This window comes from Roseateles sp., assembly GCF_965229315.1.
In the GTDB taxonomy this organism is placed as follows: Bacteria; Pseudomonadota; Gammaproteobacteria; order Burkholderiales; family Burkholderiaceae_C; genus Pelomonas.
Map to the genome: position 1 here is coordinate 555,556 of NZ_CBDDJA010000002.1, position 26,408 is coordinate 581,963.

Genomic DNA, 26,408 nt, shown 5'->3' on the forward strand with positions numbered 1-26,408 from the left:
CGGCAGGCCCCTCCGGGTATACTCGCGGGCTCTTTGCATCTCGTACGTCCCTGGCGTGCGCTGTGTCGAGAGAACAAAACCCACAAAAAGGCCAGGCAAAGCAGTGGCGGCGCGCGAGCGCCACGTCACTGAAGCCCGGTGAATGCACCCCTCAAGGTGCGAAAGGAAGAACATGTACGCGGTCATCAAAACCGGCGGCAAGCAGTACAAGGTTGCTGCTGGCGACAAGCTCAAGGTCGAGTTGCTCGACGCGGAAGTCGGCGCTGAGGTCACCATCGACCAAGTGCTGGCTATTGGCAGCGGTGACGGCCTGACGGTCGGCGCGCCGCTGGTCGCTGGCGCCACGGTCAGTGCCAAGGTTGTCAGCCATGGCAAGCACGACAAGGTCCGCATCTTCAAGATGCGCCGTCGCAAGCACTACAAGAAGAGCCAAGGCCATCGCCAGAACTACACCGAGCTGGAAATCAGCGCGGTCAACGGCTGATCCAGCCGTCTTTCGCTAATTTCTAGGAGCTTTACTCATGGCACAGAAAAAAGGCGGCGGTTCCACACGGAACGGCCGCGACTCCAAGCCCAAGATGCTGGGCGTCAAGGCTTACGGCGGCGAACTGATCTCCGCAGGTTCGATCATCGTGCGTCAGCGCGGCACCAAGTTCCACGCGGGCGTCAACGTCGGCATGGGCAAGGACCACACGCTGTTTGCGCTGGTCGATGGCCACGTCAGCTTCACCGTCAAGGGTGCAAGCAACCGTTCGACGGTCGTCATCACGCCGCTGGCCGCCTAAGGTCAGCCGTCGCAGGCGAGTGCATCGCCGCCCGACGCCCCAAGCCCCGGCTCTCCCGGGGCTTTGTCATTTCTGAAGCCAGGCGCGCCGCATGACGGTGCAGCTGCGCGCAACCAGCCATTACGATGGCCGTCCCCCGCCATGAAATTCGTTGACGAAGCCACCATCGATGTCTCCGCCGGTAACGGCGGGGCCGGCTGCGCGAGCTTTCGCCGCGAGAAATTCATCCCCTTCGGCGGTCCGGACGGCGGCGACGGCGGCAAGGGCGGCAGCGTCTGGGCCGAGGCCGACCGCAACCTCAACACGCTGATCGACTACCGCTACGCGCGCCGCCACGAAGCCCGCAACGGCGAGGCCGGGCGCGGCTCGGACTGCTTCGGTGCCGCCGCGGACGACATCGTGCTGCGCATGCCGGTGGGCACCATCATCACGGACCTGGAAACCGAGTCCGTCGTCGGCGAACTGCTGGAGAACGGCCAGCGCATCCTGATCTGCAAGGGGGGCGATGGCGGCTTCGGCAACCTGCACTTCAAGACCTCCACGAATCGCGCCCCCCGCCAGAAGACGCCCGGCTGGCCCGGCGAGGCCAAGAAGGTGCGGCTGGAGCTGCGCGTGCTGGCCGACGTGGGCCTGCTGGGCCAACCCAACGCGGGCAAGTCCACGCTGATCACGGCAGTCTCCAATGCCAAGCCGAAGATCGCCGACTACCCGTTCACGACGCTGCACCCGAACCTGGGTGTCGTGCGCGTGGCGCCCGAAAAGAGCTTCGTCGTGGCCGACATCCCCGGCCTCATCGAGGGGGCCGCCGAAGGCGCCGGCCTGGGCCACCAGTTCCTGCGTCATCTGCAACGCACGCGTCTGCTGCTGCACGTGGTGGACCTGGCGCCATTCGACCCCGAGGTGGACCCGGTCAAGGAGGCCAAGGCCATCGTCGCGGAGCTGAAGAAGTACGACCCCGAGTTGCATGCCAAGCCCCGCTGGCTGGTGCTCAACAAGCTGGACATGGTGCCCGAGGAAGAGCGCGCCGCCCGCGTGAAGGACTTCGTCAAGCGCTACAAGTGGAAGGGCCCGGTCTTCGAGATTTCCGCACTGACCCGCGAGGGCTGCCAGCCGCTGATCCACGCCATCTACGACCACGTCGCCGCCCAGCAGCGCGTCGTCGTGGAGCAGGACATCCGCTTCGACGAACCCGGCGCTGCCGACCCCAAGCCCGAATGAGCCTGCTCTCCGGCGCGCGCCGCATCGTCGTCAAGGTCGGCTCCAGCCTCGTCACCAACGAGGGTCGGGGCGTTGACGCCGAAGCGATTGCGAACTGGAGCCGCCAGCTCGCTGCGCTGGCCGCCGAAGGGCGCGAGCTGGTCATGGTGTCCAGCGGCGCCATTGCCGAGGGCATGAAGCGCCTGGGCTGGGCCACGCGACCCAAGGAACTGCACGAACTGCAGGCCGCCGCCGCCGTGGGCCAGATGGGCCTGGCGCAGATGTACGAAAGCCAGCTCCGCGCGCACGGCCTGGCCAGCGCCCAGGTGCTGCTCACGCACGCCGACCTGGCCGACCGCGAGCGCTACCTGAACGCCCGCTCCACGCTGCTGACGCTGCTGGCGCACCGCGTGCTGCCGGTCATCAACGAGAACGACACGGTCGTCAACGACGAGATCAAGTTCGGCGACAACGACACGCTGGGCGCGCTGGTCGCCAACCTCGTCGAGGCCGACGCGCTCGTCATCCTGACGGACCAGCGCGGCCTGTACTCGGCCGATCCGCGCAAGGACCCGGCGGCGCGCTTCGTCGATATCGCCACCGCGGGCGACCCGGAGCTGGAGCGCATGGCCGGTGGCGCCGGCTCCAGCCTCGGCCGCGGCGGCATGCTCACCAAGATCCTGGCCGCCAAGCGCGCCGCCGGCAGCGGCGCCGGCACGATCATCGCCTGGGGCCGCGAGCCCGACGTGCTGCTGCGCCTGGCGTGCGGTGAGGCCATCGGTACCGCGCTGCATGCTGCGACGCCCAAGCTCACCGCACGCAAGCAATGGATGGTGGACCACCTGCAGCTGCGCGGCGCCGTCAAGGTCGATGCCGGCGCGGCGGCCAAGCTGCGCGACGAAGGCAAGAGCCTACTGCCCATTGGCGTCGTCGAAGTCCAGGGCGGCTTTCACCGCGGCGACGTCATCGCTGTTCAGACGACGGAGGGCGTGGAGCTGGCGCGTGGCCTGGCGAACTACTCGGCGTCGGAGGCCCGCCTCATCGCGCGCAAGCCATCGTCGGAGTTCGAAGGCGTGCTGGGCTACGCGGCCGAGCCGGAACTCATCCACCGCGACAACTTGGTGCTCCGCTGAGCACCAAGTTGAGCTGTCAGCCGCCCGATTCCCCGTCCGGAGGCGTCGCGGCCGCCTCCAGCGGCATGGCGCCGCCGCTGTCCAGCGGCATCGGCCCGCTGTGGCGCTCGCGGTGCTGTGGCCGCATGCCGGCGCGCAGGTAGCGGTTGTGGTGGTTGATGCGCGGCAGGTAGCGGGCCAGTTCGGTGAGCGCCATCTCGTAGACGCCGCGCTTGAACTCGATCACGGACTCCAGCGGCACCCAGTAGTCGTTCCAGCGCCAGGCGTCGAACTCGGGGTGGTCGGTGGCACGCAGGTTCATGTCGCAGTCGCGCCCGATGAGCTGCAGCAGGAACCAGATCTGCTTCTGGCCCCTGTAGTGGCCGCGCGCGTCTCGCCGGATGAAGTGCTCGGGCACCTCATAGCGCAGCCAGTCGCGCGTCCGGGCCACGATGCGCACATGCTCGGGAATGAGCCCCACTTCCTCGTGGAGCTCTCGAAACATCGCCTGCTCAGGCGTTTCACCGTGTTTGATGCCCCCTTGCGGGAACTGCCACGAGTGCGTCCGGATGCGTTTGCCCCAGAACACCTCGTTGCGCTGGTTGAGCAGGATGATGCCGACGTTGGGGCGGAAGCCTTCACGGTCGAGCATAATCAACCTCGAATCTCTAGTTGGTTCGATTATTGCATCGGGCCGCGATTGCGGCATTGCCCTCGCTAACCCGAAGACATTTCGAGAATTTGTCGTGAATTGGCCGGGTTTTCACCCGGCCTTCGTTTTTGCATCGCCTCCGCCCATGAAAGCCACCCAGTTCTTCGTCTCCACGCTGAAGGAAGCCCCCGCCGATGCCGAGGTCGTCAGCCACCAGCTGATGATGCGCGCCGGCATGATCAAGCGCCTGGGCGCGGGCATCTATAACTACATGCCGATGGGCCTGCGCGTCATCCGCAAGGTCGAGAAGATCATCCGCGAGGAGATGGATGCCGCCGGCGCTGTCGAGTGCCTGATGCCCGTCATCCAGCCCGCCGAGCTGTGGCAGGAGACCGGCCGCTTCGACAAGATGGGCCCCGAGCTGCTGCGCGTGAAGGACCGCCACGGTCGCGACTTCATCGTGCAGCCCACGAGCGAGGAAGTCATCACCGACATCGCCCGCCAGGAGCTGCGCAGCTACCGCCAGCTGCCGAAGAATTTCTATCACATCCAGACCAAGTTCCGCGACGAGCGCCGCCCGCGCTTCGGCCTGATGCGGGGCCGCGAGTTCACGATGAAGGACGCCTACTCCTTTGACCGTGACGTGGAAGCCGCGGGCCGCAGCTACGACAACATGTACGCGGCCTACGGCAAGATCTTCGACCGCTTCGGCCTGCAGTACCGCGCCGTGGCGGCCGACACCGGCGCCATCGGCGGCGACCGCTCGCACGAGTTCCAGGTCATCGCCGAGACTGGCGAGGACGCCATCGTCTACTGCCCCACGAGCGACTACGCGGCCAACATGGAGCTGGCCGAAGGCGTGGCACTGACCGCCACGCGCGGCGAGGCCGCGCAGGCCCTGGTCAAGACACCGACGCCGGGCAAGAGCACCTGCGCCGACGTCGCGGCCCTGCTGGGCCTGCCGTTGACGCAGACGGTCAAGTCGCTGGTGCTGGCCACCGACGAGCTCGACAAGGACGGCCACATCGTCAAGACGCAGGTCTGGCTGCTGCTGGTGCGCGGCGACCATGACCTGAACGAAGTGAAGGCCGGCAAGGTCGAGGGCCTGAAGGGCGGTTTCCGCTTCGCGACCGGTGGTGAGATCGACGCCCACTTCGGTTGCAAGCCGGGCTACCTGGGCCCCATCGGGCTGAAGGCGCCGCTGAAGATCGTCGCCGACCGGACCGTCGCCAACATGGCCGACTTCGTCTGTGGCGCCAACGAAGTGGACTTCCACTTCACCGGCGTGAACTGGGGCCGTGACCTGCCCGAGCCCGACGTCGTCGCCGACATCCGCAATGTCGTCGCGGGCGACCCGTCGCCGGACGGCAAGGGCGTGCTGGCCATCCAGCGCGGCATCGAGGTGGGCCACGTGTTCTATCTCGGCACCAAGTACTCGGCCGCGATGAACGCGACCTTTCTGGACGAGAACGGCAAGCCCAAGCTGATGGAGATGGGCTGCTACGGCATCGGCGTCACGCGCATCCTGGGCGCGGCCATCGAGCAGAACCACGACGCGCGCGGCATCATCTGGCCGGACGCGATGGCACCGTTCACGGTGGTCATCTGCCCCATCGGTGCGGACCGCAGTGCCGACGTGAAGGCTGCTGCCGACACGCTCTACGACGAGCTGAAGGCGCTGGGCGTGGACGTGCTGCTCGACGACCGCGGCGAGCGCCCCGGCGCGATGTTCGCGGACTGGGAACTGATCGGCATCCCGCACCGCGTGGTGCTGTCCGACCGCGGCCTGAAGGAAGGCCAGGTCGAGTACCAGGGCCGCCGCGACGAGGCCGCCACCAAGCTCGCCGTGGGCGATGTGCTGGCCCACCTGAAGCAAAAGCTGGCGTGACCGGCGCGCGGCTGATGCCGCCGCTGCCGTCGCGCGAGGCGGCCGTGGACCTGCTGCGCGTGCTGGCGCTGCTGCCCGTGGTGGCCGTCAACTGGGTGGGTTACAGCGCGCTCGGCGTTGGCGGGCCGATGGCGCCGCCCCAGCCCGCCGGGTCACCTTGGGCGCAGGCGGGCTTCATCGCCGTGGCTGCGCTGCTGGCCGGCAAGGGCCTCACGTTGCTGGCCTTCCTGTTCGGCTACAGCCAGGGCCTGTCGGCCCGCAGGCGGGGGGCCGAGGCGCTCGGGGTTCGCCGCCGCCGCATGGGCCGGCTGCTGCTGATCGGGCTGGTGCACGGCCTGCTCATCTACTCGGGTGACATCCTGACCCTGTACGCCGTCTGCGGCTTCCTCATGCTCGGCGGGTCGCGCCTGCGCCTGCGCCAGTTGCGGCGGCGCTTCGTCGTGCTGGCGGCCGTGCAACTGCTGCTGATGACGGGCTTGTCGGTGTGGCTCGTCGACCTGGGCCCTCAGCCTGTGCCGGAGCATGCAGCCGCCCCTGGCTCCTGGGCTGCCTGGCTGGCCGGCAACGCCTGGGACTACGTCGCCGGGCAACTCAGCGTGCTGCTGCTGGGCCTGTTCCTGCCGCTGGCCCTGATGACGGCGGGCCTCATGGCGGCACGCCTGCGCCTGTTCAGCCATCCGCGCTGGCGGCGTGACCTGAGGCGCTGGGCGCGATGCTGGTGCGTGCCCGGGCTGGTCATCAACATCGCCTGGGCAGTCGCCCTCTGGCAGGCGTTTCGCACGGGCCATGTCGGCCAGGCGCAGGGGCTCAACGCCTTCGCGAGCTTCGTTGCATTGCCGATGCTGCTGGGCATCGTGCCGGCGGTGGTGCTCGCCGTGCAGCGCGGCGCGAGGTGGGCGCGCTTCATCGCGGGCGCCGGGCGCCACACGCTCAGCCTTTACATCGGCAGCTCGCTGGTCAGCCTCGCGTTGTTCAGTTCGGCGGGTCTCGCCTGGCCGCTGGGGACGGTCGCGCTGGCGGTCGCGGCGCTGCTCTACTGGGGCGTCTGGATCGCGCTGGCGACGCGTTTGCAAGGCCGCCTGCCGCTGGAGGCCTGGTTGTCTCGATGAGGACCAAGACAAACACGGTGATGGGTGCCCTGCCGCGCCGCAGTCTGCTGGCGGGTGGGGTGGCCTGGCTGCTGCCTTGGCGTGACGCGCAGGCCGGCGCCCAGGTCGAGGAGCCGCTGGCAGATTCCATTCGCTCGGCGCTGAGCGCGTCCATTTCGCAGAGCGCGCCGCCGCGGCCCAAGTTCGAGGCCAACCAGGTCGACGCGCGCATGGCCTACCTGCGCTGGCTGGGCACGATGAGCGACCGGCTGAAGAACCGCAAGACCGAGACGCAGATCCGCATCGAGTTCCTCGAAACCGTCTGGTACGAGGCCAAGCGTGCGGGCCTGGAGCCCAGCCTGGTGCTGGGCCTCGTGCAGGTGGAGAGCGGCTTTCGCAAGTACGCCATCAGCACGGCCGGCGCGCGCGGCTACATGCAGGTCATGCCGTTCTGGGCCAAGCTGATCGGTGATGGCGATCCGTCACGGCTCTTTCACATGCAGACCAACCTGCGCTTCGGCTGCGTGATCCTGCGCCACTACCTGGACGTGGAAAAGGGCGACCTGTACCTGGCGCTGGGCCGCTACAACGGCAGCCGCGGCAAGCCGGAGTACCCCCGCGCGGTGTTCGGCGCGCGGCGGCAGTGGCTGCTGCCGGGCGAGGCCTGACGCGCCGATCTACGCGCAGAACGCCGCGGGCGCCAGGCCCGTCGAACAGCGCACGACGAGCTGCGGCTGCGGTGCGGTGACCTCGGGCTGGCGGGCGGCCAGCAGGTCCAGCATGGCGAGAGCGGCGCGGCGCCCCAGTTCGGCCACCGACAGGCTCACCGTCGTCCGCGGGGGTGACGCGTGTGCCGTCGCCAGCAGGTCGTCGAAGCCGACGATGGAGACGTCTTCGGGCACGCGCAAGCCGTGGCATTGCAGCACCTGCGTGGCGCCGGCCGCCATCTGGTCGTTGGCCGCGAAGATGGCCGTGAAGCGCGTGCCGCGCTGCAGCCACGTGCCGGCGGCTCGGGCCCCGCTGGTTTCGAGATAGTCGCCGGGCAGGATGAGTGCGGGATCGGCCGCGATGCCGGCGTCACGCAATGCCTGGCGGTAGCCGCGTTCGCGCTCCTGCGCGTCCGGGTGGCCCGCGTCGCCGGTGATGTGGGCGATGCGTGTGTGGCCGCGCTCCAGCAGGTGACGGGTTGCGGCGCGGGCGCCTTCGAAGTCGTCGGAACGCAGCGCATGCAGGCCCGGCGCCTGCAGCTGCCGGCCGGTGACGACGACGGGCAGTTCCGTGGCCAGCGACGTGAGAAAGCTGTCTTCGAGGCGGCCGGTGAGCACGATGATGCCGTCCACCTGCCGCGCGCGCAGCGTCTGCACGCAGCGCGCCTCCTCGTCGCGGTCCCAATGTCCGCTGGACACGACCAGGCCATGGCCGGCCCGGGTCAACGTCTCCTCGATGCCGCGCAGCATCAGCGCGTAGAACGGGCTTTCGAAGTACTGCGCCACCAGCCCGACCAACCGCGTGCGCCCGTCCGCCAGCGCCTGTGCGACGGCGTTGGGCACGAAGCCCAGCCGTGCCACGGCGGCCATGACGGCGGCGCGCTTGGCGGGGCTCACATGCGGCGCGTTGTTGATCGCGCGGGAGGCCGTGGCCAGCGACACGCCGCTGGCCCGCGCCACCTCGCGCAACGTGACATGGGGCGCTTCGGCCGCGGTGCTGCGGGCAGGGTGGACGGCTGCTTTCATGCGGCGATGGTAAGCGTTGTCAGCGGCTGTGCGCCGGCTTCATCGGGCTTTCTCGCCGTGCCTTGTGGCATCGAGGCGCGGCCACGTTAGGCTCGCCGCTTCCGTCCACAAGACAGCCTCTCCGGCACCACCATGTCCGCTGCCCGCCGCTTCCAACCGCTTCTCGTCGCCACGCTGCTCGCCAGCGGCTTCGCCTGGGCCCAGGGCCCCGCCGCATCGTCGCCGGCCGCTGGCAACCCGCTCTTCTCGCCCAGCCCGCTGCCGCTGCAGTACCCGCCGTTCGACCAGGTGCGCGACGAGCACTTCGGCCCGGCGCTGGACAAGGGCATGGCCGAGCAGCTCGCCGAGATCCAGGCCATCGCCGACTCGCCCGAAGCGCCCACCTTCGACAACACCATCGTCGCGTGGGAGCGCAGCGGCCGGCTGCTGGGCCGCACGACGACGCTGCTGTTCAGCCTGCTGGGCGCCGACGCCAACCCCGCCCGCCAGCAGCTGCAGACCGACTACGCCGCCCGGCTCGCCGCGCAGCGCGACGCGGTGCTGCTCAACCCCAGGCTGTTCGCCCGCGTCGAGGCGCTCTACGCGCAGCGCGACACGGCGGCGCCGAATGCCGAGGGCAAGCGCCTCATCGAGCGCTACCGCCGCGACATGGTGCGCGCCGGCGCGCGCCTGAACGACGAGCAGAAGGCGCGCATGAAGGCCATCAATGCGGAGATGGCCACGCTGGGCGCGCGCTTCAACAAGGCCGTGCTGGCCGAGGTGAACGACTCCGCGGTCGTCGTGGACACGGCCGAGGAACTGGCCGGCCTGTCGCCCGCACAGGTCGCCGCCGCTGCCGAGGCCGCGAAGAAGAAAGGCCTCGAAGGCAAGTACCTGCTGACGCTGCTGAACACCACCATCCAGCCGCAGGAGACCGACCTGCAGAACCGCGCCGTGCGCGAGCGCCTGCACAAGGCGTCCGTCGCCCGTGGCAGCCGGGGCAACGAGCAGGACACGCGCGCCATCGTCTCGCGCGTGCTGACGCTGCGCCAGGAGCGCGCCGCGCTGCTGGGCTATGCCACGCCGGCCGACTACACGCTGGAGGAGGAAACGGCCAAGTCCGCCACGGCCGTCAACGCCTTGCTGCGTCAGCTGGCGCCTGCGGCCGTGGCCTCGGCGCGCGCGGAAGCCGGCGAGCTGCAGAAGCTCATCGACGCCGACCAGGCCGCCAAGCAGCAGCCCAGCTTCGCGCTGCAGGCCTGGGACTGGAGCTACTACGCGGAGAAGCTGCGCGCGGCCAAGTACGGCTTCGACGAAAGCCAGCTCAAGCCCTACCTGGAGCTCACCAGCGTGCTGGAGCGCGGCGTGTTCTACGCAGCCCACCAGCTCTACGGCATCAGCTTCAAGCGCCGCACCGACCTGCCGGTCTACCGTGACGACGTGCGCGTCTACGACGTGTTCGACACCGACGGCAAGCCGCTCGCCATCTTCATCGCCGACCTCTATGCCCGCCCCAGCAAGCGCGGCGGTGCCTGGATGAACGCCTACGTGGGCCAGAACGCGCTGGAGGGCACGCAGCCCGTCGTGGCCAACCACCTGAACATCCCGAAGCCGCCGGCCGGCGAGCCGACGCTGCTGACGTGGGACGAGGTCATCACGCTGTTCCACGAGTTCGGCCACGCGCTGCACGGCATGTTCAACAAGGTGCCGTACCCCAGCCTCTCGCGCGTGCCGCGCGACTTCGTCGAGTACCCGTCGCAGGTCAACGAGGTCTGGGCCAACACGCCCGCCGTGCTGGCCAGTTATGCCCGCCACCACAAGACCGGCGAGCCGATGCCGCGCGAGCTGCTGGACAAGGTGTCGCGCGCGAAGCGTTTCAACCAGGGCTACATGACGGTGTCCTACCTGTCCGCCGCCCTCCTCGACCAGCGCCTGCACCAGCTCGGCGCCGGCCAGATCCCGGCCGCGGCCGACGTGATGACGTTCGAAGCCCAGGTGCTGAAGGAAGAGGGCGTGGACTTCGCGCCCGTGCCGCCGCGCTACCGCACGCCGTACTTCAGCCACATCATGGGAGGCTACTCGGCGGGCTATTACGCCTACATCTGGAGCGAGGTGCTGGACGCCGACACGGTGGAATGGCTCAAGGCCAACGGCGGCCTGAAGCGCGCCAATGGCGACCAGCTGCGTGCCAAGCTGCTGTCGCGCGGCGGTGCCGACGACGCGATGGTGCTGTTCCGCCACCTCGTGGGCCACGCGCCCGACATCCAGCCGCTGCTGGAGCGGCGCGGGCTGGTGGTGCAAAAGCCCTGAAGGCTCGCCGCGCTCCGCGTGGATGACGCGGAGCGCCGTGGCCTGTCGTCAGTTGCGGTCGGTCCGCGGCGGGAGCGGTTGCGTGTTGTTGTCGCTGCCGGCCGTGTCCATGCGAGTGGCAGTGTTCATGCTGCCGCTGTTGGTGCTTGCGGAGCCGCTCATGCCGTTGTTGGGCGGGTTGTTGCTGGGCGGGTTGTTGCTGCGGCTGTAGTCCGCCGTTGCAGGCGCCGCGCCCGGGTAGCTGCCGGTGGCGGCCGGCTGCGTGACGGTCGGCGCCGGCGTGGCGCTGGTGTCACCCTGGGTGCGGCCTTGCAGGCCCGTGGCATTCGGGTCCTTCCAGGGCGTCGAGGGCATCGCTTGGGCGGTCTGGACCGTCGTCGCCGGCTGGTTCATCGCCTGCCCGGGCGTTTCGGTCGACTGGCCCGTCATGGCCAGCGGCGTGGTGGACGTGTTCGACGAGTCGGCGCTGGTGCGGTCCGCGTGGGTGCCCATGGCGCAACCGGCGACGGTCACCATCACACCGGCTGTGGCGACAGCGACAGCGGCCGACAGGGGATTGAATCGCTTGTTCATGATGAACTCTCCAGAGTGTTGAAGGGGAAGCCGTTCGCGCCACCGTCGGGGTGGCGCGGCGGCCTTCGCCGCCTCAGGCAACCGGCAAGGGCCGTGCCCGAGACGGGGCTGTCGCCGCCGTGCCGGGCGTTGCGGGTGGCTTCATCGCTGAAGCCGCGTGCTCAGTGGGCCGCCCCGGTTCTGCAAGGCTTACCGAATCGTTCCTGCGCGTCGGCATCGCCATGGCGCCCGGCGCCCGCGATCCCACAGCGCCGTGGCGTGGCCTCCGACAGGCGCTGCCGCCAGTGCCGCATAGGCTGCTCTCACTCAAGGAGTTCGCCATGCTGGATGTTCAGTACCCACCCGCTGCCGGTGCCGCCGCGGCCAGGCAGGCCGGCCAATCCGCCGACGCCGGTCCGTGGCCACAGCCGGTGCGCTACTCGCCCGCGCTGGAGCACGTCGAGCCCGACGAAGCCGAGGCCGTCGCGGAGGTCGAGCGCAGCCTGACGAAGATCGCCGACATCACCTACCGCGACGAGGGCCGCGGCCTGCGGGCCGTGCACGCCAAGAGCCATGCGCTGCTGCACGGCGAGCTGCGCGTGCTGGAGCACCTGCCGCCCATGCTGGCGCAGGGACTGTTCGCCCAGGCCGGTGTGCATCCGGTCGTGCTGCGCATCTCCACATCGCCGGGCGACCTGCTGGACGACCGCGTCTCCACGCCCCGCGGCATCGCGATGAAGGTGCTGGACGTGCAGGGCGAACGTCTGCCGGGCTCCGAGCAGGCCACGACGCAGGACTTCCTGATGGTCAACGCGCCCGCCTTCGGTCAGCCCAACGTGCAGAAGTTCGCCGGCGCGCTCAAGCTGCTGGCGGCCACCACGGACAAGGCGGAAGGCGCGAAGAAGCTGCTGTCGGCGCTGCTGCGCGGCACCGAAAAACTGCTGGAGGCCGTAGGGGCGGAGAGCGGCACCTTGAAGAGCCTGGGCGGCGAGCCGCTGCACCACCCGCTGGGCGAGACCTACTTCAGCGCCGTGCCGTTTCGCTTCGGTGACCACGTCGCGAAGTTCTCGCTCGCGCCGCTGTCGCCGTCATTGCAGGCCTTGCATGGCGCCGACGTCGACCTGAAGGGCGAACCCGATGGCTTGCGCCTGGCCGTGGAAAGCCATTTCGCCGAGCATGGCGCCGAATGGGAGTTGCGCGTGCAGCTCTGCACCGACCTGGCGGCCATGCCCATCGAGGACGCCTCGGTGGTCTGGCCGGAGGACCTCAGCCCATATATCGCCGTGGCCCGGGTCAGCGTGCCGGCACACGCGCCGCGCCCGGCCGACGTGCGCGAGCGCGAGGAAGATGCGCTGTTCTTCAGCCCCTGGCACGGCCTGGCCGCGCACCAGCCGCTGGGTTCGGTGAACCGCGCGCGCCGCTCTGCGTACGCGGTCTCAGGCCGGGCGCGGGCCGAGCGCAACGGCGTGCCGTTCGTGGAGCCCGGCCGCAGCGGCGGCGGCTGTCCGTTCGGCCACGGCTGAGGCGCGGCCGCCACTGGTAAGCTCGCCCGCTCTCACGGGAGGCGGGTTTTGGAAGCAAGCACCACGACGGGCACACGCAGGGCGCTGTCGGATCATCTGCTGGCCTGGATGTGGCCGTTGCTGGCGCTGGCGTCGGTGGGTTTTTCGCTGGTGCTGCTGGAAGGCAAGCTCAGGGCCGAGGTGTCCTCGGACCCGCAGGTTCGCGCACTGCTCGATGGCCCGTTCGCCAGCGACATCCTGGTCATCACCGGCGTCATCGGCGAGAAGCTGGCGCTGATCTCCCTGCGTGACTACCTGCTGGCGGCACTGTCCGCGGTGCTGGCCTACGCCGCGCTGGGCTGGTACGACCGCATCGCGCTGCGGCACATGGGCGCGCAGTCCCGCGTGTCGATCCCGTTCAGCGTCCTGTGCTCCTTCGTGACGTATGCGCTGGGGCACAACATCGGCGCCTCTGTCGTGTCCGGCGGTGCGGTGCGCTTGCGGGCCTACGCGGCCCGCGGGCTGAGCAAGGGCGAGGTCGCGATGCTGATCTCGTTCTGCTCGTTCACGTTCGCGCTGGGCGCGCTGCTGTTGCTCGGCGGCGCGCTGGCCTGGGACCCGAGCCTGGCGTTGCCGCTGACGGACCGGCTGCCGCAGGGCTGGGTGTCGCTGGCGGGCATCCGGGTGCTGGCCTTCGCGATGTTGGCGCTGTGTGCGATGTACGTCGGCGCGGCCTTCCTCGGCCTGAAGCCGTTGCGGCTGGGGCGGTTCGAGCTGCGCTACCCGAAGCCAGGCATCGTGCTGCAGCAGATCGTGGCCGGCCCGTTGGAACTCGTCGCTGCCGCAGCCATCATCTATTTCGCGCTGCCGGCCGAAGGCAACCCCGGCTTCGCCACGGTGCTGGGCGCCTTCCTGATTTCCTTCTGCGTGAGCCTGCTGTCCCAGGTGCCGGGCGGCATGGGCGTCATGGAGGCGGTGTTCGTCGCGCTGATGCCGGACATGCCGGCGATGGGCGTCGTCGCCGCGCTGCTGGTGTGGCGGATCTTCTACCTGCTGGTGCCGCTGCTCGCGTCGGGGCCGATCATCCTGGCGTTCGAAGCGATGCAGTGGCTGCGACCGCGGTCAGCGCCTGCCGAAGCGTCAACGCGATAGGCCGTCGCGCTGCCGTTCAGGCGTTGGCCGTCAGCGAGCCGGGGTAGGTCAGCGAACTCGAGGTGGCCGACACCGAGAACACGACGTTGGTCGCGGCCTGGCGCTGCATCAGCGAGTTGTAGAGCGACATCACGCCGTCGGTGGACTTGGAGAGCTTGGCGGCTTGGGAGATGGCCGCGCTCTGCTGGATCGACGAGGACAGCTTCATCGCGTCCTTCGCCTGGGTGGCGATGCGGCTGGCGAAGCTGGGTTGGCTGGTGTCCGCCTTCAGGAAAGCCTGCACGGCCGCCTTGTCGGCATCCGTGCCCTTGACGGACACGCTGCCGTCGCTTTTCACGGCGAACTCGATGGGCGCGGTCAGCTTGACGCCGGCCTTCTCCATCGCTGCGCGCAGGCCGGTGCCCAGCGCCTTCTGCGAATTCTCCAGAGCCTGTGCCGCGGACGTCGCCCGTGTCGTGCCGGCAGCGCGTTGCAGCGCAGCCTGCGAAATTGTGTTGGTGGTCTTGTCAGGCACGCTCGTGCTGGCGACCTTGGCTGCCAGAGCGGTCGCAAGATCGTTTTTCGTCGCGCTGCTGCCGGACGTTTGCGTTGTCAGATAGCTGACCAGAGAGTTGTTGACGCTGGAGACCACGGCACACCCCACAGAAAATCCGTTCGAGGGTCCATCTTGCAGGGGGAGGCCAGTCGCTCAAGGATGCAGTTGGGGCCGTTTCGCCGCGCTGTTGGCGCGATCACCCGCGGGCGAGCCGCCTGCTACAGCCCCGTCCAGGGCTTGGGCTGCGCCTGGGCGACGCCAGCCAGTTCCAGCACGCGCTCCACCGTCTCGTTGACCATCTCTTCAATGGTCTCGGGGTGGTGATAAAAGGCCGGCAGCGGCGGAAAGCAGATGCCGCCCATCTCGGTCACGGCCACCATGTTGCGCAGGTGGGCGAGGTTCAGCGGCGTCTCGCGCACCATCAGGATGAGGCGGCGGCGCTCCTTGAGCGTCACGTCGGCGGCGCGGGTCAGCAGGTTGTCGCCCAGGCCGTGCGCGATGGCGGCGAGCGATTTCATGGAGCACGGCGCCACAACCATCGCGGCGGTGGCGAAGCTGCCGCTGGCGATGCACGCGCCGATGTCGCCCGGCGAGTAGGCCACGCTCGCTTCGGCCTCGAGCGCCGAGCGGTCCAGGCCCAGCTCGTGGTGGGCGTTGAGGATGCCGGCCGGTGTGGCGACGAGGTGCGTCTGCACCCCCAGTTCCCGGCAGCGGCGCAGCAGGCGCAGCGCGTAGGCCGCACCCGTCGCACCGGTGAGGCCGACCACCAGCCGTTGAATCATCAGGCGGCCAGGGCCTGGTGCAGTTCACCCGACTCGTACATCTCCATCATGATGTCCGAGCCGCCGACGAATTCGCCGTTGATGTAGAGCTGTGGGATGGTGGGCCAGTTGGCGTAGGCCTTGATGCCCTGGCGGACTTCCTCATCCTCCAGCACGTTGAACGTCTTGAGGTCGCCGGCCCCCGCGGCTTTCAGGATCTGGATGGCGCGGCCGGAAAAGCCGCACATCGGGAACTGGGCCGTGCCCTTCATGAAGAGCATGACGCGGTTGGATTTGACCAGGTCGTCGATGCGTTGCTGAACGTCGCTCATTGCAGTTCTCGGAAAAGGCAAAACGCGATTATCCGAGAGACGGCGCGGTTGAAGCTCAGTAGCTGTATGCCAGACCCAGTTGCAGCAGGGGCTTGAAGCGCAGGTCGCGCATCGCGTCCTCGAAGCCTTGCGCGCTGGTGCGGCCCAGGCGCAGGCCGGCGACGCTGCCGGACATCAGTCCGAAATCGGCACTGAAGGCCAGGCCGCTGTGCTGCACGCGGCCGGTGTAGCCGATGCCGACGTAGGACAGGTTGGCGCTGGGCTCCAGCCCGTAGCTGTCCAGCCCGTGCAGCGACAGGCTGCGCCGTCCGGCCGCGACCGCGCCGCTGCCCAGGGCCAGGCCACCGCTGCTCTGGGACAGGGAGAGCGGTCCCATCAGCATGCCGCCTGTGGCGCGCAGGCCGCCGGCAACGCTGGAGAAGCCGGAGCCGGTGAGGTAGTAGTCGCCCAGCAGGTTGGCGCTGAGCACGCGTGAGCCGCCGAGGTGGGGACGCAGGTCGCCGCCGCCGTCTGCGCTGCTCAACTGCACGCGCGCCTGCCATCGCAGGCCTGCGGCGGCGTCATCCGCCAGCGCCGGCAGGGCGAGCAGGGCGCAAAGGCTCAGGACAGCGGCATGGGCGAGGCGGATCATGAGTCGTCTCCTGCCGGTGCAGCAGCTGGCACCGGGATTTGATACTACGCTGCAATACCGGTGACGGGAATGACGAACTGCCGGCAAAACATCACGTAAACCTGGGGTGTCACCCGGTTGCGGGGCCTGGCAGTCGGCCACCGCTGGCGCGGGCGCGGCCGGCGAGGTCCAGGCGCAGCCCCGTGTCGACGAAATCGCGCAGGGCCAGGCGTTGCGCGACGGCGGCGGCCTGGTCCCAGCCGTGCTCCAGCAGCAGCCAGCCACCCGGGTTGAGGTGGCCGGGCGCGGCGTCGATGAGCGCGTGCAGGTCCGCCAGCCCGTCGCCGCCGGGGGTCAGCGCCGCCAGCGGTTCGTGGCGCAGCGCCGGCAGGTGGGGGTCGTCGCCGGCGATGTAGGGCGGGTTGCTGACGATGAGGTCGAAGCGCCGGCCCGCGAGCGGCTGGAACCAGTTGCCCTGCAGCCACTGCACCGCCAGCCCGAGGCGTTGGCCGTTGCCGTGGGCGACGGCCAGCGCGTCGGCGCTGAGGTCTACGGCCGTCACGCGGGCGCGCGGGCAGGCGGCCTTGATGGCCAGCGCGATGGCGCCGCTGCCCGTGCCCAGGTCCGCCACCGTCGGCTCACCGGACCTCGCGGCCAGCAGTTCCAGCGCCCAGTCCACGACGGTCTCGGTGTCCGGCCGCGGGATCAGCGTGGCGGGCGTGACCTGCAGCAGCAGCCCGTGGAAAGGTTGCACGCCGGTCAGGTGGGCCAGCGGCTCGCCGGCCGCCAGGCGGCGCAGCAGGTCTTCGGCTGCGACGGGCGCGTCGCCATGCGTGATGAGCCATGCTCGGTCGTGGCCGGTGAGGTGGGCCAGCAGCGCCTGCGCATCGGCCCGCTCCACGCCGAGCTGGCGGGCCAGCGCGAGCGCGCCATCCACCGTCGTGACGCCCTCTGTCGCGCTGTGCGCCGTCTCCCCCGCGGGCAGCGGTGCGGGGCTCACGCGCGGCCTTCCTCGAGCTGCGCCAGCTGCTCCGCCGCCTGCGCCGCCAGCAGGCCCTGGATCACGTCGCCCAGGTCGCCATCCATGATCTGGGCAAGCTTGTAGAGCGTCAGGTTGATGCGGTGGTCGGTCAGGCGGCCCTGCGGGAAGTTGTAGGTGCGGATGCGGTCACTGCGGTCGCCGCTGCCGATGAGGCCCTTGCGCGTGGCGGCCTCCTTGGCATCGCGCTCGATGCGCTCCTTGTCGCGCAGGCGCGCCTGCAGCACCGCCAGCGCCTTGGCCTTGTTGCGGTGCTGGCTGCGGTCGTCCTGGCATTCGGCGACCAGGCCGGTCGGGAGGTGCGTGACGCGGATGGCCGAGTCGGTCTTGTTGACGTGCTGGCCGCCGGCGCCGCTGGCGCGGAAGGTGTCGATGCGCAGGTCGGCCGGGTTGAGCGTGACTTCCTCGGCCTCGTCGGGCTCGGGCATCACCGCGACGGTGCAGGCGCTGGTGTGGATGCGGCCCTGGCTCTCGGTGGCCGGCACGCGCTGCACGCGGTGGCCGCCGCTCTCGAACTTGAGCCGGCCGTAGGCGTTGTCGCCTTCCACGCGCACCACCAGCTCCTTGTAGCCGCCCAGGTCCGAGACGTTCTCGCTCATCACCTCGGTGCGCCAGCCCTGCTGTTCGGCAAAGCGCAGGTACATGCGGGCCAGGTCGCCGGCGAACAGGGCGGACTCGTCGCCGCCCGTGCCGGCGCGGATTTCCAGGAAGGCGTTGCGCTCGTCGTCCGGGTCCTTGGGGATGAGGGCGAGCTGCAGCTCGGCGTCCAGCGCGGCGAGCGCCGCCTCGTTGGCCGCGATTTCCTCGCGGGCCATCTCGGCCATTTCCGGGTCGTCCAGCATGCTGCGCGCTGCAGCCAGATCGGCCTCGTGCTGCTGGTAGCGGTGGTAGCGCGCCACCAGCCCCGACACCTCGGCCTGCTCCTTGGTCAGCGCGCGATAGCGCTTCATGTCCGACGCGACGGCGCCGTCGGCGAGCGTGGTGTCCAGCTCGGTCAGGCGATAGCCGAGGCGGTCGAACTGCTGGCGCAGGGAATCTTTCATGGGCGTGAACGAAAAGCAGTCAGGGGAGGGCGCCGGTGGGGCGCCAGGACGACGGGCCGAGGTCGTCGCTAAGACTGCTTGTTGCGCAGGAACAGCCGCGACACCGTCTGCGCCAGGTGCAGGCGCTGCTCGCCGTCGCTGGCGTGCAGCTCGGCCAGCGTGCCGTGCAGCAGCTTCTGCGTGAGGCCCCGGGAGAGCGCATCCAACACCTCCTCCACGTCCGCGCCCTTGGCCAGCAGCTTGCGGGCGCGGCTGATCTCGGCGGCTCGCCAGTCGTCGGCCTGCGCGTGCAGGGCCTGGATGAGCGGCACGGTGTGGCGCTGGTCCAGCCAGTGCATGAAGCTCTGCACACCGGTCTCGACGATGGCCTCGGCCTGCGCGACGGCGGCCTGGCGCTTCTCGCCGGCGGTCTGCACCTGGGCGGCGAGCTCGTCCACGGTGTAGAGGTAGACGTCGGCGAGCTCGGCGACCTCGGGCTCGATGTCGCGCGGCACGGCCAGGTCCACCATGAACATCGGGCGGTGCTTGCGCAGCTTGATGGCGCGCTCGACGGCACCCAGGCCGATCAGCGGCAGGCTGGACGCGGTGCAGGAGACGACGATGTCGAACTCGTGCAGGCGGTCGGGCAGGTCGGACAGCCGCACGGCCTCGGCGCCGAAGCGCGTGGCCAGCTTCTCGCCGCGTTCCAGCGTGCGGTTGGCCACCGCCATGTGCCTGGGCGTGCGGGCCGCGAAGTGCGTGGCGGTCAGCTCGATCATCTCGCCGGCGCCGACGAACAGCACCCGGGTCTGGGCCAGGTCCTCGAACAGCTGGCCGGCCAGCCGCACGGCAGCCGCTGCCATGCTGATGGAGTGCGCGCCGATCTCGGTGGAGCTGCGCACTTCCTTGGCGACGGAAAAGCTGCGCTGGAACAGCTGGTGCAGCGTGGTGCCCAGCGCGCCGGCGTTCTCGGCCTCGCGAGCGGCCTGCTTCATCTGGCCCAGGATCTGGGGCTCGCCCAGCACCATCGAATCCAGCCCGCTGGCGACCCGGAAGGCGTGCCGTGCCGCGGCGCTGCCCTGCACCACGTAGGCGTGCTCCCGCAGCGCGCCGGCCGGCACGCCGCCGGCCTCGGCCAGCCAGGCGATGGCCGGCTGCACCTGCGCGGGCGGCGCGGCCACATAGACCTCGGTGCGGTTGCAGGTGGACAGGATGGCAGCCTCGGGCGCGCCGGGCAGTTGTTGCCGCAGCACATTGAGTGAGGGCGCCAACTGCTCCAGCGTGAACGCAAACCGCCCACGCAGATCCAGCGGGGCGGTGTGGTGGTTCAGGCCAAGCGCAAAGACCGACATAGCCGCTGATTGTAGGATTCGCCGCTTTCCCCGGCCCTGACGTTGATCAATCGCCACCGCCCACGATGAGCCCTCTGGACGCTTTCTGGCATGTTGCCAACCTGTTCGCCCCGGCCTGGGGGCTGGCCGCGCTGCTGGCGCTGGCCATCAAGGCGCTGTGGCGCCGGCAGGCCGGCGCGCTGCGCTGGCTGCGTCTGTGGGCCTGGGGCGGCCTGGGCGGTGCCGCGGCCATCGTGCTGGCGCTGGTGCTGCTGGGGCGGGACGGCAGCATGGCCGGCTATGCGTTGCTCGTCCTGGGCGTGGCGCTGCCGCAGTGGTGGCTGTTGAGCCTGAAACGCTGATTCAAGCGCCGATCACGCCGGCAGCACGGCTTCCGTCGTCAGCACCTCGCCGCGCAGCGAGTGTGCGAAGGCGGTGGTGATGCGCACGTCCACCAACTGGTTCATCAGCCGCGGCGAGCCCGCGAAGTTGACGATGCGGTTGCACTCGGTGCGGCCCATCAGCTCGGACGCGTCCTTGCGGGCGTTGCCGGTGACGAGCACCTGCTCCACGCGGCCGACCATGCCCTGCGAGATGATCAGCGCATGGGCTTCGATGGCAGCCTGCAGCGCCTGCAGGCGCTTGACCTTAACCTCGTAAGGCGTGGTGTCCTCCAGCGCGGCGGCCGGTGTGCCGGGGCGCGGGCTGAAGATGAAGCTGAACGACGCGTCGAAGCCGACGTCGTGCACCAGCTTCATCAGCTTGGCATGGTCGTCGTCGGTTTCGCCGGGGAAGCCGACGATGAAGTCGCTGGCCAGGCGCAGGTCCGGGCGGATGGCGCGCAGCTTGCGCACGATGCTCTTGAACTCCAGCGCCGTGTAGCCACGCTTCATCGCCATCAGGATGCGGTCGCTGCCGTGCTGCACGGGCAGGTGCAGGTGGTTCACGAGCTGCGGGATCTTGCCGTAGGCCTCGATGAGGCGCGGACTGAACTCGTTGGGGTGGCTGGTCGTGAAGCGCAGGCGGCGGATACCGGGGATCTCGGCGGCGTACTCCAGCAGCAGCGCCAGGTCGGCGAACTCGGCCGTGTCACCCATCCTGCCGCGGTAGGCATTGACGTTCTGGCCGAGCAGGTTGATCTCCATGACGCCCTGGTCGGCCAGGCCGGCAATCTCGGTCAGCACGTCGTCGAAAGGCCGCGAGACCTCCTCGCCGCGGGTGTAGGGCACCACGCAGTAGCTGCAGTACTTGGAGCAGCCTTCCATGATGGAGACGAACGCCGAGGCGCCCTCCACCTTGGCCGGCGGCAGGTGGTCGAACTTCTCGATCTCGGGGAAGGATATGTCCACCTGCGGGCGGCGCTGCGCGCGGCGGGCGTCCAGCATGGCGGGCAGGCGGTGCAGCGTCTGCGGGCCGAACACCACATCCACATACGGCGCGCGCTCGATGATGGCGGCGCCCTCTTGAGAAGCCACGCAGCCGCCGACACCAATCATCACCCCCTTGGCCTTCAGGTGCTTCACGCGGCCCAGGTCGCTGAACACCTTCTCCTGCGCCTTCTCGCGCACCGAGCAGGTGTTGAACAGGATGAGGTCGGCGGCCTCGGGGTCGTTCGTCGGCTCGTAGCCTTGCGCAGCGCCCAGCACGTCAGCCATCTTGTCCGAGTCGTACTCGTTCATCTGGCAGCCGAAGGTCTTGATGTAGACCTTCTTGGCGGGCTCACCCGTCTCGCGGGCGTGGTCGTCGTTGTGCTCGTTCATTGCTTTTTCCACGTCTGGTCACCGGGGCTGAACTGCCAGCTCGCTGATTCGGCCGGTGTCCTCGGCCAGGGCTTGTTGGCAAGCTCCACGGGGTTGAGCACCCAGACGTCCATCAGCAGCCCGCCGGGCTCGACCGTGTAGTGCACCGTGAGCTTCTGTCCCGTGAGGCCCGCCGGCGGTATCCACAGGTTGGTGTCGCCCTTGATACGGCTGCCGGGCGCCAGCCGCGCGGGCTGGCCGTTGAGCAAGGCGTCGGGGAACTGCGTGATGACCAGTTCACCGCGCAAGGCCTGGGCGGGGAAGATGCGGTGCGTCTGCGCGTGCGCGACAGCGCTGACCAGCGCGCTGGCGGCCAGGGCCAGCGGGAGAACACAGCGGTACATGGTATTTGTCCAGTGGCTGCGGGTTGAAAACGAAAACGACCCGAGGGGTGCTCGGGCCGTGGCGCCGGGCGGGCCGGCATGGTTGCATTCTAGCGGGCGCGTCCGCCGGACGACGAACAGCGCCGCGTCCTTCGAGGCCCCGTCGCACGCGAGATCAGAGGGTAGCCGCGGGTGCGGGTGACCGCTTCAGCGCTGTTCCCCGCTGCTGCGGCGGCGATACATGAAGCCGGCGACAGCCAGCCCACAGAGCAGCATCGCGGCGCTGCTCGGTTCCGGCACCGGCGCAAAGTTCAGCGAGCCGCCGCCCTGGCGGATGAGGAAGCCACCGGCGAACCCCTCGACCTGCGAAGGCGTATTGGAGAAGGCCGTCAGCGCCACCGCGTAGAACGGATCGGGCGAGCCGAAGAAGGCGGGTGCGTCCAGGGCCACCGTCAGCATGGCATTGGCCGACGGGCTGAACGTGCCGCCGCCGGTGGGGATCGTCAGCACGTTGCCGGAGATCAGTGTGCCGCTGGCCAGCGCCACCTCGCCGGCCGCGGTCTCGGTGGGCACGATGCCGGTGATGCCGAACGTTGCGGTGCCGTTGTAGCCGTACAGCGTATAGGTCAGGGACGTGAAGTTGCCGAAGTTGAAGGTCGTCGCCGGGTCGTTCACCGTCGTCGTGCCGGCGCCGGTGTAGGCGATGTACATCCCGAAAGTGGAGTTCAGGCCGGCGGGTGTGAGCGCCGTGCCACCCAACTGGAAGCCGGTGATCGGCAGGTAGCCCGACTGCGTGAACGTGCCGCCCGGGTCGATGCTGGCGGTCGAGTAGTTGGAGATCAAGATGTTGTCAGCCGTGATGGACGCCCCGTTCAGCCCGACCGCGGCAGGGTTGAACGTGAACTGCGGCAATGCAGCGGATGACGCGGCGCATGCCGTCGCCAGTGCCACGGCCACCGCGGTGCCGGGCAAGAACGCAAGTCTTAGCTTGCGGAGGGTGAATTGCATGGGAACTCCTTGATCTTCGCCGGCACGATGTCGACGTGCGGCGAGTACACCGTCGGGTGCGCAGCGAGTCGGTGCGTACGCCCACATAGGGCCACGCAGGGCGGATGAGAGGCGAACCAGTTGATGCGAGGTGTGCCGCAGCGGCAACCGCTGACCGTCAGAGCGCAGTCGCGGCGCTCGTGACGAGCCCAGGCTTGCAGGCAAGCGGCGCGAGTCGATGAACTGCCGGCCGGGATGCCGCTGGACGGCATCGACCCAATGAGAAAAGCCCGCAGGGCGGTGGGGAGTAGCGTTTGGCTGGCGGGATTTTCCGACACTTCAAGTTGATCTGGCTGGACCGTGGCTCGACCTGATTCGCGGATGATGGGTTGTTCCGTCTGCCAGCGGGGCCTGGTCTTGAGCTCGCGGCCATAGGTTCAGCAAAATGGTGTGCGTCTTCGATTGAAGTACGGATCGACGATTAAGTGATCGTTCTGTACTTCAAATTTGTCGACAGCCATTGCGGCTGCTATCATTGAAGCATGAATCGACGCCTATGTCGGCGATATGGACTTCAATTTGACAGGGAGGGGCGCGGTGGCTGTTGAACTGGAACTGGCGTTGGTGCGCGAAGCGCTTCAGACCCGGCTGCTCGTCGAGTTGATGAGCAACGCCATGCACAAGGAGCTTGTGCTGAAGGGCGGCATGGCCATGCGGGCTGTCCATGGCAGTGTGCGCTACACCAAAGACATCGACCTGGATGCCGATGAGCGTGCGTCCAAGGAGCGGATCCAGGGCGTCGTGCGGCGCTCCATCGAGCGAGCTGTGTCATCTGGGCTGATTGCCAATGCGCTGGTCACCGCCCCGAAGCAGACCGACACCACCTTGCGCTGGAAGATCACCGGCACCCAGCCCAACAGCACGGCACCGATGAACCTGACGGTCGAGGTTTCCCGCCGGCCCAAGTTGATCGAAGGCCATGTGGTCGAAGTGCCCCTGGACAAATCATTCAACCAGACCGGGCGCGATGTGCGAGTGCAGGTACTGGACTCGCAACACATTGCCGTGACCAAGGTCCTGGCCCTGACAGATCCGATGCGGATGGCGCCACGCGATCTGTTCGACCTGAACGTCTTGCTCGAGGCCGGTGTCGAGGATCCAGGGCCACTGCTGGCGCAGATGCCTGACGCCAAGCAGCGTCTGCCGCTGATCATGGCTGAGCTGTGGCCGAAGATCGAGGCGATGAGCTACGAGCAGTTCCGCACCGAGGTCGTGCCCTACCTACCCACCGAAGTTGGCCAGGCCATCGACAGCGAGGCATTCGACGCCATGCGTGTGGATGTCGGTGTTGCCGTGGAGCAGTGGCTGCAGACCGCTGCCGCTGCATCGCTGGAGGCCGGGTCATGAGTTCAGGCCTGATGCCCGCCAACCTTGAGCGATCTGACCTCCAGGTGGACAGACCCGTCGGCGATTGGAAGTTCAGATTGCTGGGTGGCCTTGCCACATCTGGGGCGCCGAGGATCTTCACGGCCGCCGTGTTCCACAGCCTTGTGCTTCGGTACCGCCCGGGGGCATCCACGAGCACGGCGCGACTGCTTGCCAGTTCGCTGGTGCAAGCCGGCGCGCTGCGGCGCGTTGCGTCTGGCGTCTATCTGAACCGGCGTTGTCTGCCGCCAGCCGAGCTGACCGAGATGGCCGGCCGCATTCGCGCTGGCGCCGTGATTTCGCTGCAGTCGGTGCTCGGCGAGTGCGGATTCCTGAACAATCCGTCTGCCATCGTGATGGCCGTGGTGCCGACCTCGGCAAGCAAACGGCCGAACCTGGGTGAGGTGAAGACGTCGGGCGGCGATGTCTTCAGGTTCTACGGCCTGGCTGAGCGCTTCTTCCCTAGCGCCGATGAAGATCGATGGGTGCTGTACCAGCCCGGTCGGCCATGCGACATGTTCCGGCCCGAAGCTGCGCTGCTGCAGTGGCTGTATCTGGCCGGCATGAAGCGCAGCACGGTCACGCCGCCGCCCACGGATGTGGATATGGGACAGCTCGACGAAGAGCATCTGAACACGCTCGCGCAGCGATGGCATTTGCAGCCTGAACTCAAGGCCTGGCACGATCACTCGAAGTCCGTCGGCTATGGTGAAGAGCAGCACAGGATCCAGGTTTCCGTCAGCGAAAAATCCCAGGCGGCAGCGGCTGCTGATGGGGCGGCTGCGCGCGAGCGTTTGTTGGCTAGGTTGGGGAAGCAGCGTTGAAATCTGATCCGCTTTCCTACGGGGCCAGCCATGGACTCTTCTGCCCGCGATGCGGTGCCCTGTCAGCTGTCCGACCTTTTGGTGCGTGAGCGCATCCAACTGCGGCCTGCCACGCTTGAGCGGCTGTTCGTCACGACGGAGGCCGTCTATGACTGAGGCCACGCCCAAAGCTGCGCGCAAGGCTTCGCCGTCCTGGCGCGAGGTCAAGACCCGGCTGGTCGATTGCGACCGTGCCGGCCTGCTCGGCTTGCTGCAGGTGTTGGCGCCGATCTAAATTTGACCCACCCTGCCGATTGAACTTTGACCCAGGGCTTGGGGCCGGCATCGGCTGATGCCGGCTGTGGACAACTGTAGCGTCGAGCCTCTTCAGCCCGCTTCGTCGCCCTTGTTGCGTCGCTCCGGCTCTCTGGCCTTGATGCGCTTGCGCGTGGCCGCCGTGGCCTGCGTGACGCGGTAGCTCTCGTTGCCGGTCTCCACGATGTGGCAGTGATGCGTGAGCCGGTCCAGCAGCGCCGTGGTCATCTTGGCGTCGCCGAAGACGGTGCGCCGCTACGAGAAGGACCGCCCCGGCGAGCTGCTGCACTTGGACATGAAGAAGCTGGGCTGCTTCGAGCAGCCCGGGCATCGCGTGACGGGCGACCGCACGCGCAACACGCCCCGTGCGGGCTGGCAGGCGCTGCATGTGGCCATTGATGACCACTCCCGGGTCGGCTTCAGCCAGGTTCTCAGCGACGAGACCAGCCGCAGCGCCTGCGACTTCCTGATCGCGGCGCTGCGCTACTACTGCAAGCTCGGCGTGCCGGTCCAGGCTGTCATGACCGACAACGGCTCGGCCTACAAGTCCAGGCGCTTTGCCAAGCTGTTGCGCAGGCTCGGCATCAAGCACAAACGCACGCGGCCCTATACGCCGCGTACCAACGGCAAGGCCGAGCGCTTCATCCAGACGCTTCTGCGCGAATGGGCTTATGCCTATCGGTATCCCAGCTCAGACGTGCGTGCCGCTGAGTTGCAGCCCTGGATGCAGCACTACAACTTCAGCCGCCCGCACTCCGCCGTCTCCCACAATCCTCCCGCCTCCAGACTCGGCTTCGACGGGAACAACGTCCTGAGAAACTACAGCTAGGGAGTGCAACAGTGCAACTGCGGCGGCGCCCGATCCTGCAACGGCTGAGCGCGCGGCCTACGGTATTGTCACTGCACCCCGCCTGGCGGGAGACCTGGCGTCGGCAATCCGGCAGGCCTGCCGCGCCCGCAACGACACCGAGGCCCATTGCCTGGCGCTTGTCGCCGAGTGCCTGACCGCGTCCCGGGCGCACCAGCTCGACCTGCTGGCGCACTTCCAGTGCGAAGTCCTGCGCGCAAGCGTGGCTAGTGCCGGCGAGCGGTCAGTTCGAACTGCACGAGACAACACCCCACATATTTCTTGACTCGTCTTGTCTCGTTCGCGCGGGCAAAAAAACGTGCAATGGC

28 protein-coding genes and 2 pseudogenes are annotated in these 26,408 nt (G+C 68.6%); 16 read left to right on the plus strand and 14 right to left on the minus strand.

Annotated elements, in window-relative coordinates:
• The first annotated feature begins 172 nt into the window (after positions 1-172).
• The 4 genes from rplU (at position 173) to proB (ending at position 3,115) form a co-directional block, all read left to right on the plus strand.
• Positions 173-484, plus strand: coding sequence for a 50S ribosomal protein L21 (gene rplU / locus ACO07H_RS07280; protein ID WP_422012622.1), 312 nt, complete (start codon positions 173-175; stop codon positions 482-484).
• Positions 485-521: 37 nt separating this feature from the next.
• Positions 522-785, plus strand: a complete 264-nt coding sequence (rpmA, locus tag ACO07H_RS07285; protein ID WP_056874219.1) for a 50S ribosomal protein L27 — start codon at positions 522-524, stop codon at positions 783-785.
• Between the two features lie 141 nt (positions 786-926).
• Positions 927-2,003: a GTPase ObgE gene (obgE, locus tag ACO07H_RS07290; protein ID WP_422012624.1), complete on the plus strand. Its 1,077-nt coding sequence runs from the start codon at positions 927-929 to the stop codon at positions 2,001-2,003.
• Positions 2,000-3,115 carry a glutamate 5-kinase gene (proB, locus tag ACO07H_RS07295; protein ID WP_422012626.1) on the plus strand — a complete coding sequence of 372 codons (1,116 nt, stop codon included), beginning with the start codon at positions 2,000-2,002 and terminating at the stop codon, positions 3,113-3,115. The genes obgE and proB overlap by 4 nt, the downstream gene beginning before the upstream one ends.
• A gap of 16 nt (positions 3,116-3,131) precedes the next feature.
• Here the strand turns inward: proB and ACO07H_RS07300 are convergent, their stop codons facing one another.
• Positions 3,132-3,746 carry an RNA pyrophosphohydrolase gene (locus ACO07H_RS07300; RefSeq protein ID WP_422012628.1) on the minus strand — a complete coding sequence of 205 codons (615 nt, stop codon included), beginning with the start codon at positions 3,744-3,746 and terminating at the stop codon, positions 3,132-3,134.
• A gap of 145 nt (positions 3,747-3,891) precedes the next feature.
• On the opposite strand from ACO07H_RS07300, the gene ACO07H_RS07305 reads away from it, so the two are divergent.
• From ACO07H_RS07305 to ACO07H_RS07315, 3 genes are read left to right on the plus strand one after another with little or no spacing between them, the layout of a single operon-like run.
• Positions 3,892-5,634 carry a proline--tRNA ligase gene (locus ACO07H_RS07305; protein ID WP_422012630.1) on the plus strand — a complete coding sequence of 581 codons (1,743 nt, stop codon included), beginning with the start codon at positions 3,892-3,894 and terminating at the stop codon, positions 5,632-5,634.
• Positions 5,631-6,743, plus strand: coding sequence for a DUF418 domain-containing protein (locus ACO07H_RS07310; RefSeq protein ID WP_422012632.1), 1,113 nt, complete (start codon positions 5,631-5,633; stop codon positions 6,741-6,743). Before ACO07H_RS07305 ends, ACO07H_RS07310 begins: the two co-directional genes overlap by 4 nt.
• Positions 6,740-7,390, plus strand: a complete 651-nt coding sequence (locus ACO07H_RS07315; RefSeq protein WP_422012634.1) for a lytic transglycosylase domain-containing protein — start codon at positions 6,740-6,742, stop codon at positions 7,388-7,390. Before ACO07H_RS07310 ends, ACO07H_RS07315 begins: the two co-directional genes overlap by 4 nt.
• Positions 7,391-7,399: 9 nt before the next feature.
• On the opposite strand, the gene ACO07H_RS07320 is transcribed toward ACO07H_RS07315, so the two are convergent.
• Positions 7,400-8,455 carry a LacI family DNA-binding transcriptional regulator gene (locus tag ACO07H_RS07320; protein ID WP_422012636.1) on the minus strand — a complete coding sequence of 352 codons (1,056 nt, stop codon included), beginning with the start codon at positions 8,453-8,455 and terminating at the stop codon, positions 7,400-7,402.
• Positions 8,456-8,587: 132 nt separating this feature from the next.
• Between ACO07H_RS07320 and ACO07H_RS07325 the strand changes: the two genes are divergently transcribed.
• The gene (locus tag ACO07H_RS07325) at positions 8,588-10,744 is read left to right on the plus strand and encodes a M3 family metallopeptidase (protein WP_422012638.1); all 2,157 of its coding nucleotides are present in this window, start codon (positions 8,588-8,590) and stop codon (positions 10,742-10,744) included.
• Positions 10,745-10,792: 48 nt separating this feature from the next.
• Here ACO07H_RS07325 and ACO07H_RS07330 read toward each other — a convergent pair whose 3' ends face one another.
• Positions 10,793-11,317, minus strand: coding sequence for a hypothetical protein (locus ACO07H_RS07330; RefSeq protein WP_422012640.1), 525 nt, complete (start codon positions 11,315-11,317; stop codon positions 10,793-10,795).
• Between the two features lie 320 nt (positions 11,318-11,637).
• On the opposite strand from ACO07H_RS07330, the gene ACO07H_RS07335 reads away from it, so the two are divergent.
• Together ACO07H_RS07335 and ACO07H_RS07340 are read left to right on the plus strand one after the other, a co-directional pair.
• On the plus strand, positions 11,638-12,819 hold the full coding sequence (locus tag ACO07H_RS07335) for a catalase family protein (protein ID WP_422012642.1): 1,182 nt from the start codon (positions 11,638-11,640) through the stop codon (positions 12,817-12,819).
• A gap of 48 nt (positions 12,820-12,867) precedes the next feature.
• On the plus strand, positions 12,868-13,950 hold the full coding sequence (locus ACO07H_RS07340; RefSeq protein ID WP_422012644.1) for a lysylphosphatidylglycerol synthase transmembrane domain-containing protein: 1,083 nt from the start codon (positions 12,868-12,870) through the stop codon (positions 13,948-13,950).
• 16 nt (positions 13,951-13,966) lie between these two features.
• Here the strand turns inward: ACO07H_RS07340 and ACO07H_RS07345 are convergent, their stop codons facing one another.
• The 7 genes from ACO07H_RS07345 to hemA form a co-directional block, all read right to left on the minus strand.
• Entirely contained in the window at positions 13,967-14,464 is a 498-nt protein-coding gene (locus ACO07H_RS07345) for a hypothetical protein (protein WP_422012646.1), read from the minus strand.
• Between the two features lie 239 nt (positions 14,465-14,703).
• Positions 14,704-15,267 (minus strand): UbiX family flavin prenyltransferase, encoded by a 564-nt coding sequence (locus tag ACO07H_RS07350; protein WP_422012648.1) that lies wholly within the window; start codon positions 15,265-15,267, stop codon positions 14,704-14,706.
• On the minus strand, positions 15,267-15,578 hold the full coding sequence (grxD, locus tag ACO07H_RS07355) for a Grx4 family monothiol glutaredoxin (RefSeq protein WP_422012650.1): 312 nt from the start codon (positions 15,576-15,578) through the stop codon (positions 15,267-15,269). Before grxD ends, ACO07H_RS07350 begins: the two co-directional genes overlap by 1 nt.
• A 55-nt stretch (positions 15,579-15,633) precedes the next feature.
• The gene (locus ACO07H_RS07360) at positions 15,634-16,209 is read right to left on the minus strand and encodes a hypothetical protein (protein ID WP_422012652.1); all 576 of its coding nucleotides are present in this window, start codon (positions 16,207-16,209) and stop codon (positions 15,634-15,636) included.
• Positions 16,210-16,318: 109 nt separating this feature from the next.
• A complete protein-coding gene (gene prmC / locus ACO07H_RS07365; RefSeq protein WP_422012654.1) occupies positions 16,319-17,188 on the minus strand; it encodes a peptide chain release factor N(5)-glutamine methyltransferase in 870 nt (289 codons plus the stop codon).
• Positions 17,185-18,270, minus strand: coding sequence for a peptide chain release factor 1 (gene prfA, locus ACO07H_RS07370; protein WP_422012656.1), 1,086 nt, complete (start codon positions 18,268-18,270; stop codon positions 17,185-17,187). Before prfA ends, prmC begins: the two co-directional genes overlap by 4 nt.
• Before the next feature lie 68 nt (positions 18,271-18,338).
• Positions 18,339-19,601, minus strand: a complete 1,263-nt coding sequence (gene hemA, locus ACO07H_RS07375; protein ID WP_422012658.1) for a glutamyl-tRNA reductase — start codon at positions 19,599-19,601, stop codon at positions 18,339-18,341.
• Positions 19,602-19,666: 65 nt separating this feature from the next.
• On the opposite strand from hemA, the gene ACO07H_RS07380 reads away from it, so the two are divergent.
• Positions 19,667-19,942 carry a hypothetical protein gene (locus tag ACO07H_RS07380; RefSeq protein WP_422012660.1) on the plus strand — a complete coding sequence of 92 codons (276 nt, stop codon included), beginning with the start codon at positions 19,667-19,669 and terminating at the stop codon, positions 19,940-19,942.
• Positions 19,943-19,954: 12 nt separating this feature from the next.
• Here the strand turns inward: ACO07H_RS07380 and miaB are convergent, their stop codons facing one another.
• From miaB to pepA, 3 genes are all read right to left on the minus strand, one after another.
• Entirely contained in the window at positions 19,955-21,340 is a 1,386-nt protein-coding gene (gene miaB, locus ACO07H_RS07385; RefSeq protein ID WP_422012662.1) for a tRNA (N6-isopentenyl adenosine(37)-C2)-methylthiotransferase MiaB, read from the minus strand.
• A complete protein-coding gene (locus ACO07H_RS07390; RefSeq protein WP_422012664.1) occupies positions 21,337-21,723 on the minus strand; it encodes a hypothetical protein in 387 nt (128 codons plus the stop codon). Before ACO07H_RS07390 ends, miaB begins: the two co-directional genes overlap by 4 nt.
• A 186-nt stretch (positions 21,724-21,909) precedes the next feature.
• Entirely contained in the window at positions 21,910-22,710 is an 801-nt protein-coding gene (pepA, locus tag ACO07H_RS07395; protein WP_422012666.1) for a flocculation-associated PEP-CTERM protein PepA, read from the minus strand.
• Between the two features lie 576 nt (positions 22,711-23,286).
• Here pepA and ACO07H_RS07400 point away from each other — a divergent pair.
• Genes ACO07H_RS07400 through ACO07H_RS07415 form a run of 4 tightly spaced genes read left to right on the plus strand, consistent with a single transcriptional unit; the run spans position 23,287 to position 25,212 of the window.
• On the plus strand, positions 23,287-24,096 hold the full coding sequence (locus tag ACO07H_RS07400) for a nucleotidyl transferase AbiEii/AbiGii toxin family protein (RefSeq protein ID WP_422012668.1): 810 nt from the start codon (positions 23,287-23,289) through the stop codon (positions 24,094-24,096).
• Positions 24,093-24,938, plus strand: coding sequence for a hypothetical protein (locus tag ACO07H_RS07405; RefSeq protein WP_422012670.1), 846 nt, complete (start codon positions 24,093-24,095; stop codon positions 24,936-24,938). The genes ACO07H_RS07400 and ACO07H_RS07405 overlap by 4 nt, the downstream gene beginning before the upstream one ends.
• A gap of 30 nt (positions 24,939-24,968) precedes the next feature.
• Positions 24,969-25,094, plus strand: coding sequence for a hypothetical protein (locus ACO07H_RS07410; protein ID WP_422012672.1), 126 nt, complete (start codon positions 24,969-24,971; stop codon positions 25,092-25,094).
• Positions 25,087-25,212 (plus strand): hypothetical protein, encoded by a 126-nt coding sequence (locus ACO07H_RS07415; RefSeq protein ID WP_422012674.1) that lies wholly within the window; start codon positions 25,087-25,089, stop codon positions 25,210-25,212. The genes ACO07H_RS07410 and ACO07H_RS07415 overlap by 8 nt, the downstream gene beginning before the upstream one ends.
• 92 nt (positions 25,213-25,304) lie before the next feature.
• Here the strand turns inward: ACO07H_RS07415 and ACO07H_RS07420 are convergent.
• A pseudogene (locus ACO07H_RS07420) lies at positions 25,305-25,481 on the minus strand (ATP-binding protein); the annotation flags it as partial.
• Between ACO07H_RS07420 and ACO07H_RS07425 the strand changes: the two are divergent.
• Positions 25,480-26,061: pseudogene (locus ACO07H_RS07425) on the plus strand (integrase core domain-containing protein); the annotation flags it as partial. The pseudogenes ACO07H_RS07420 and ACO07H_RS07425 overlap by 2 nt on opposite strands.
• Positions 26,062-26,408: the final 347 nt, after the last annotated feature.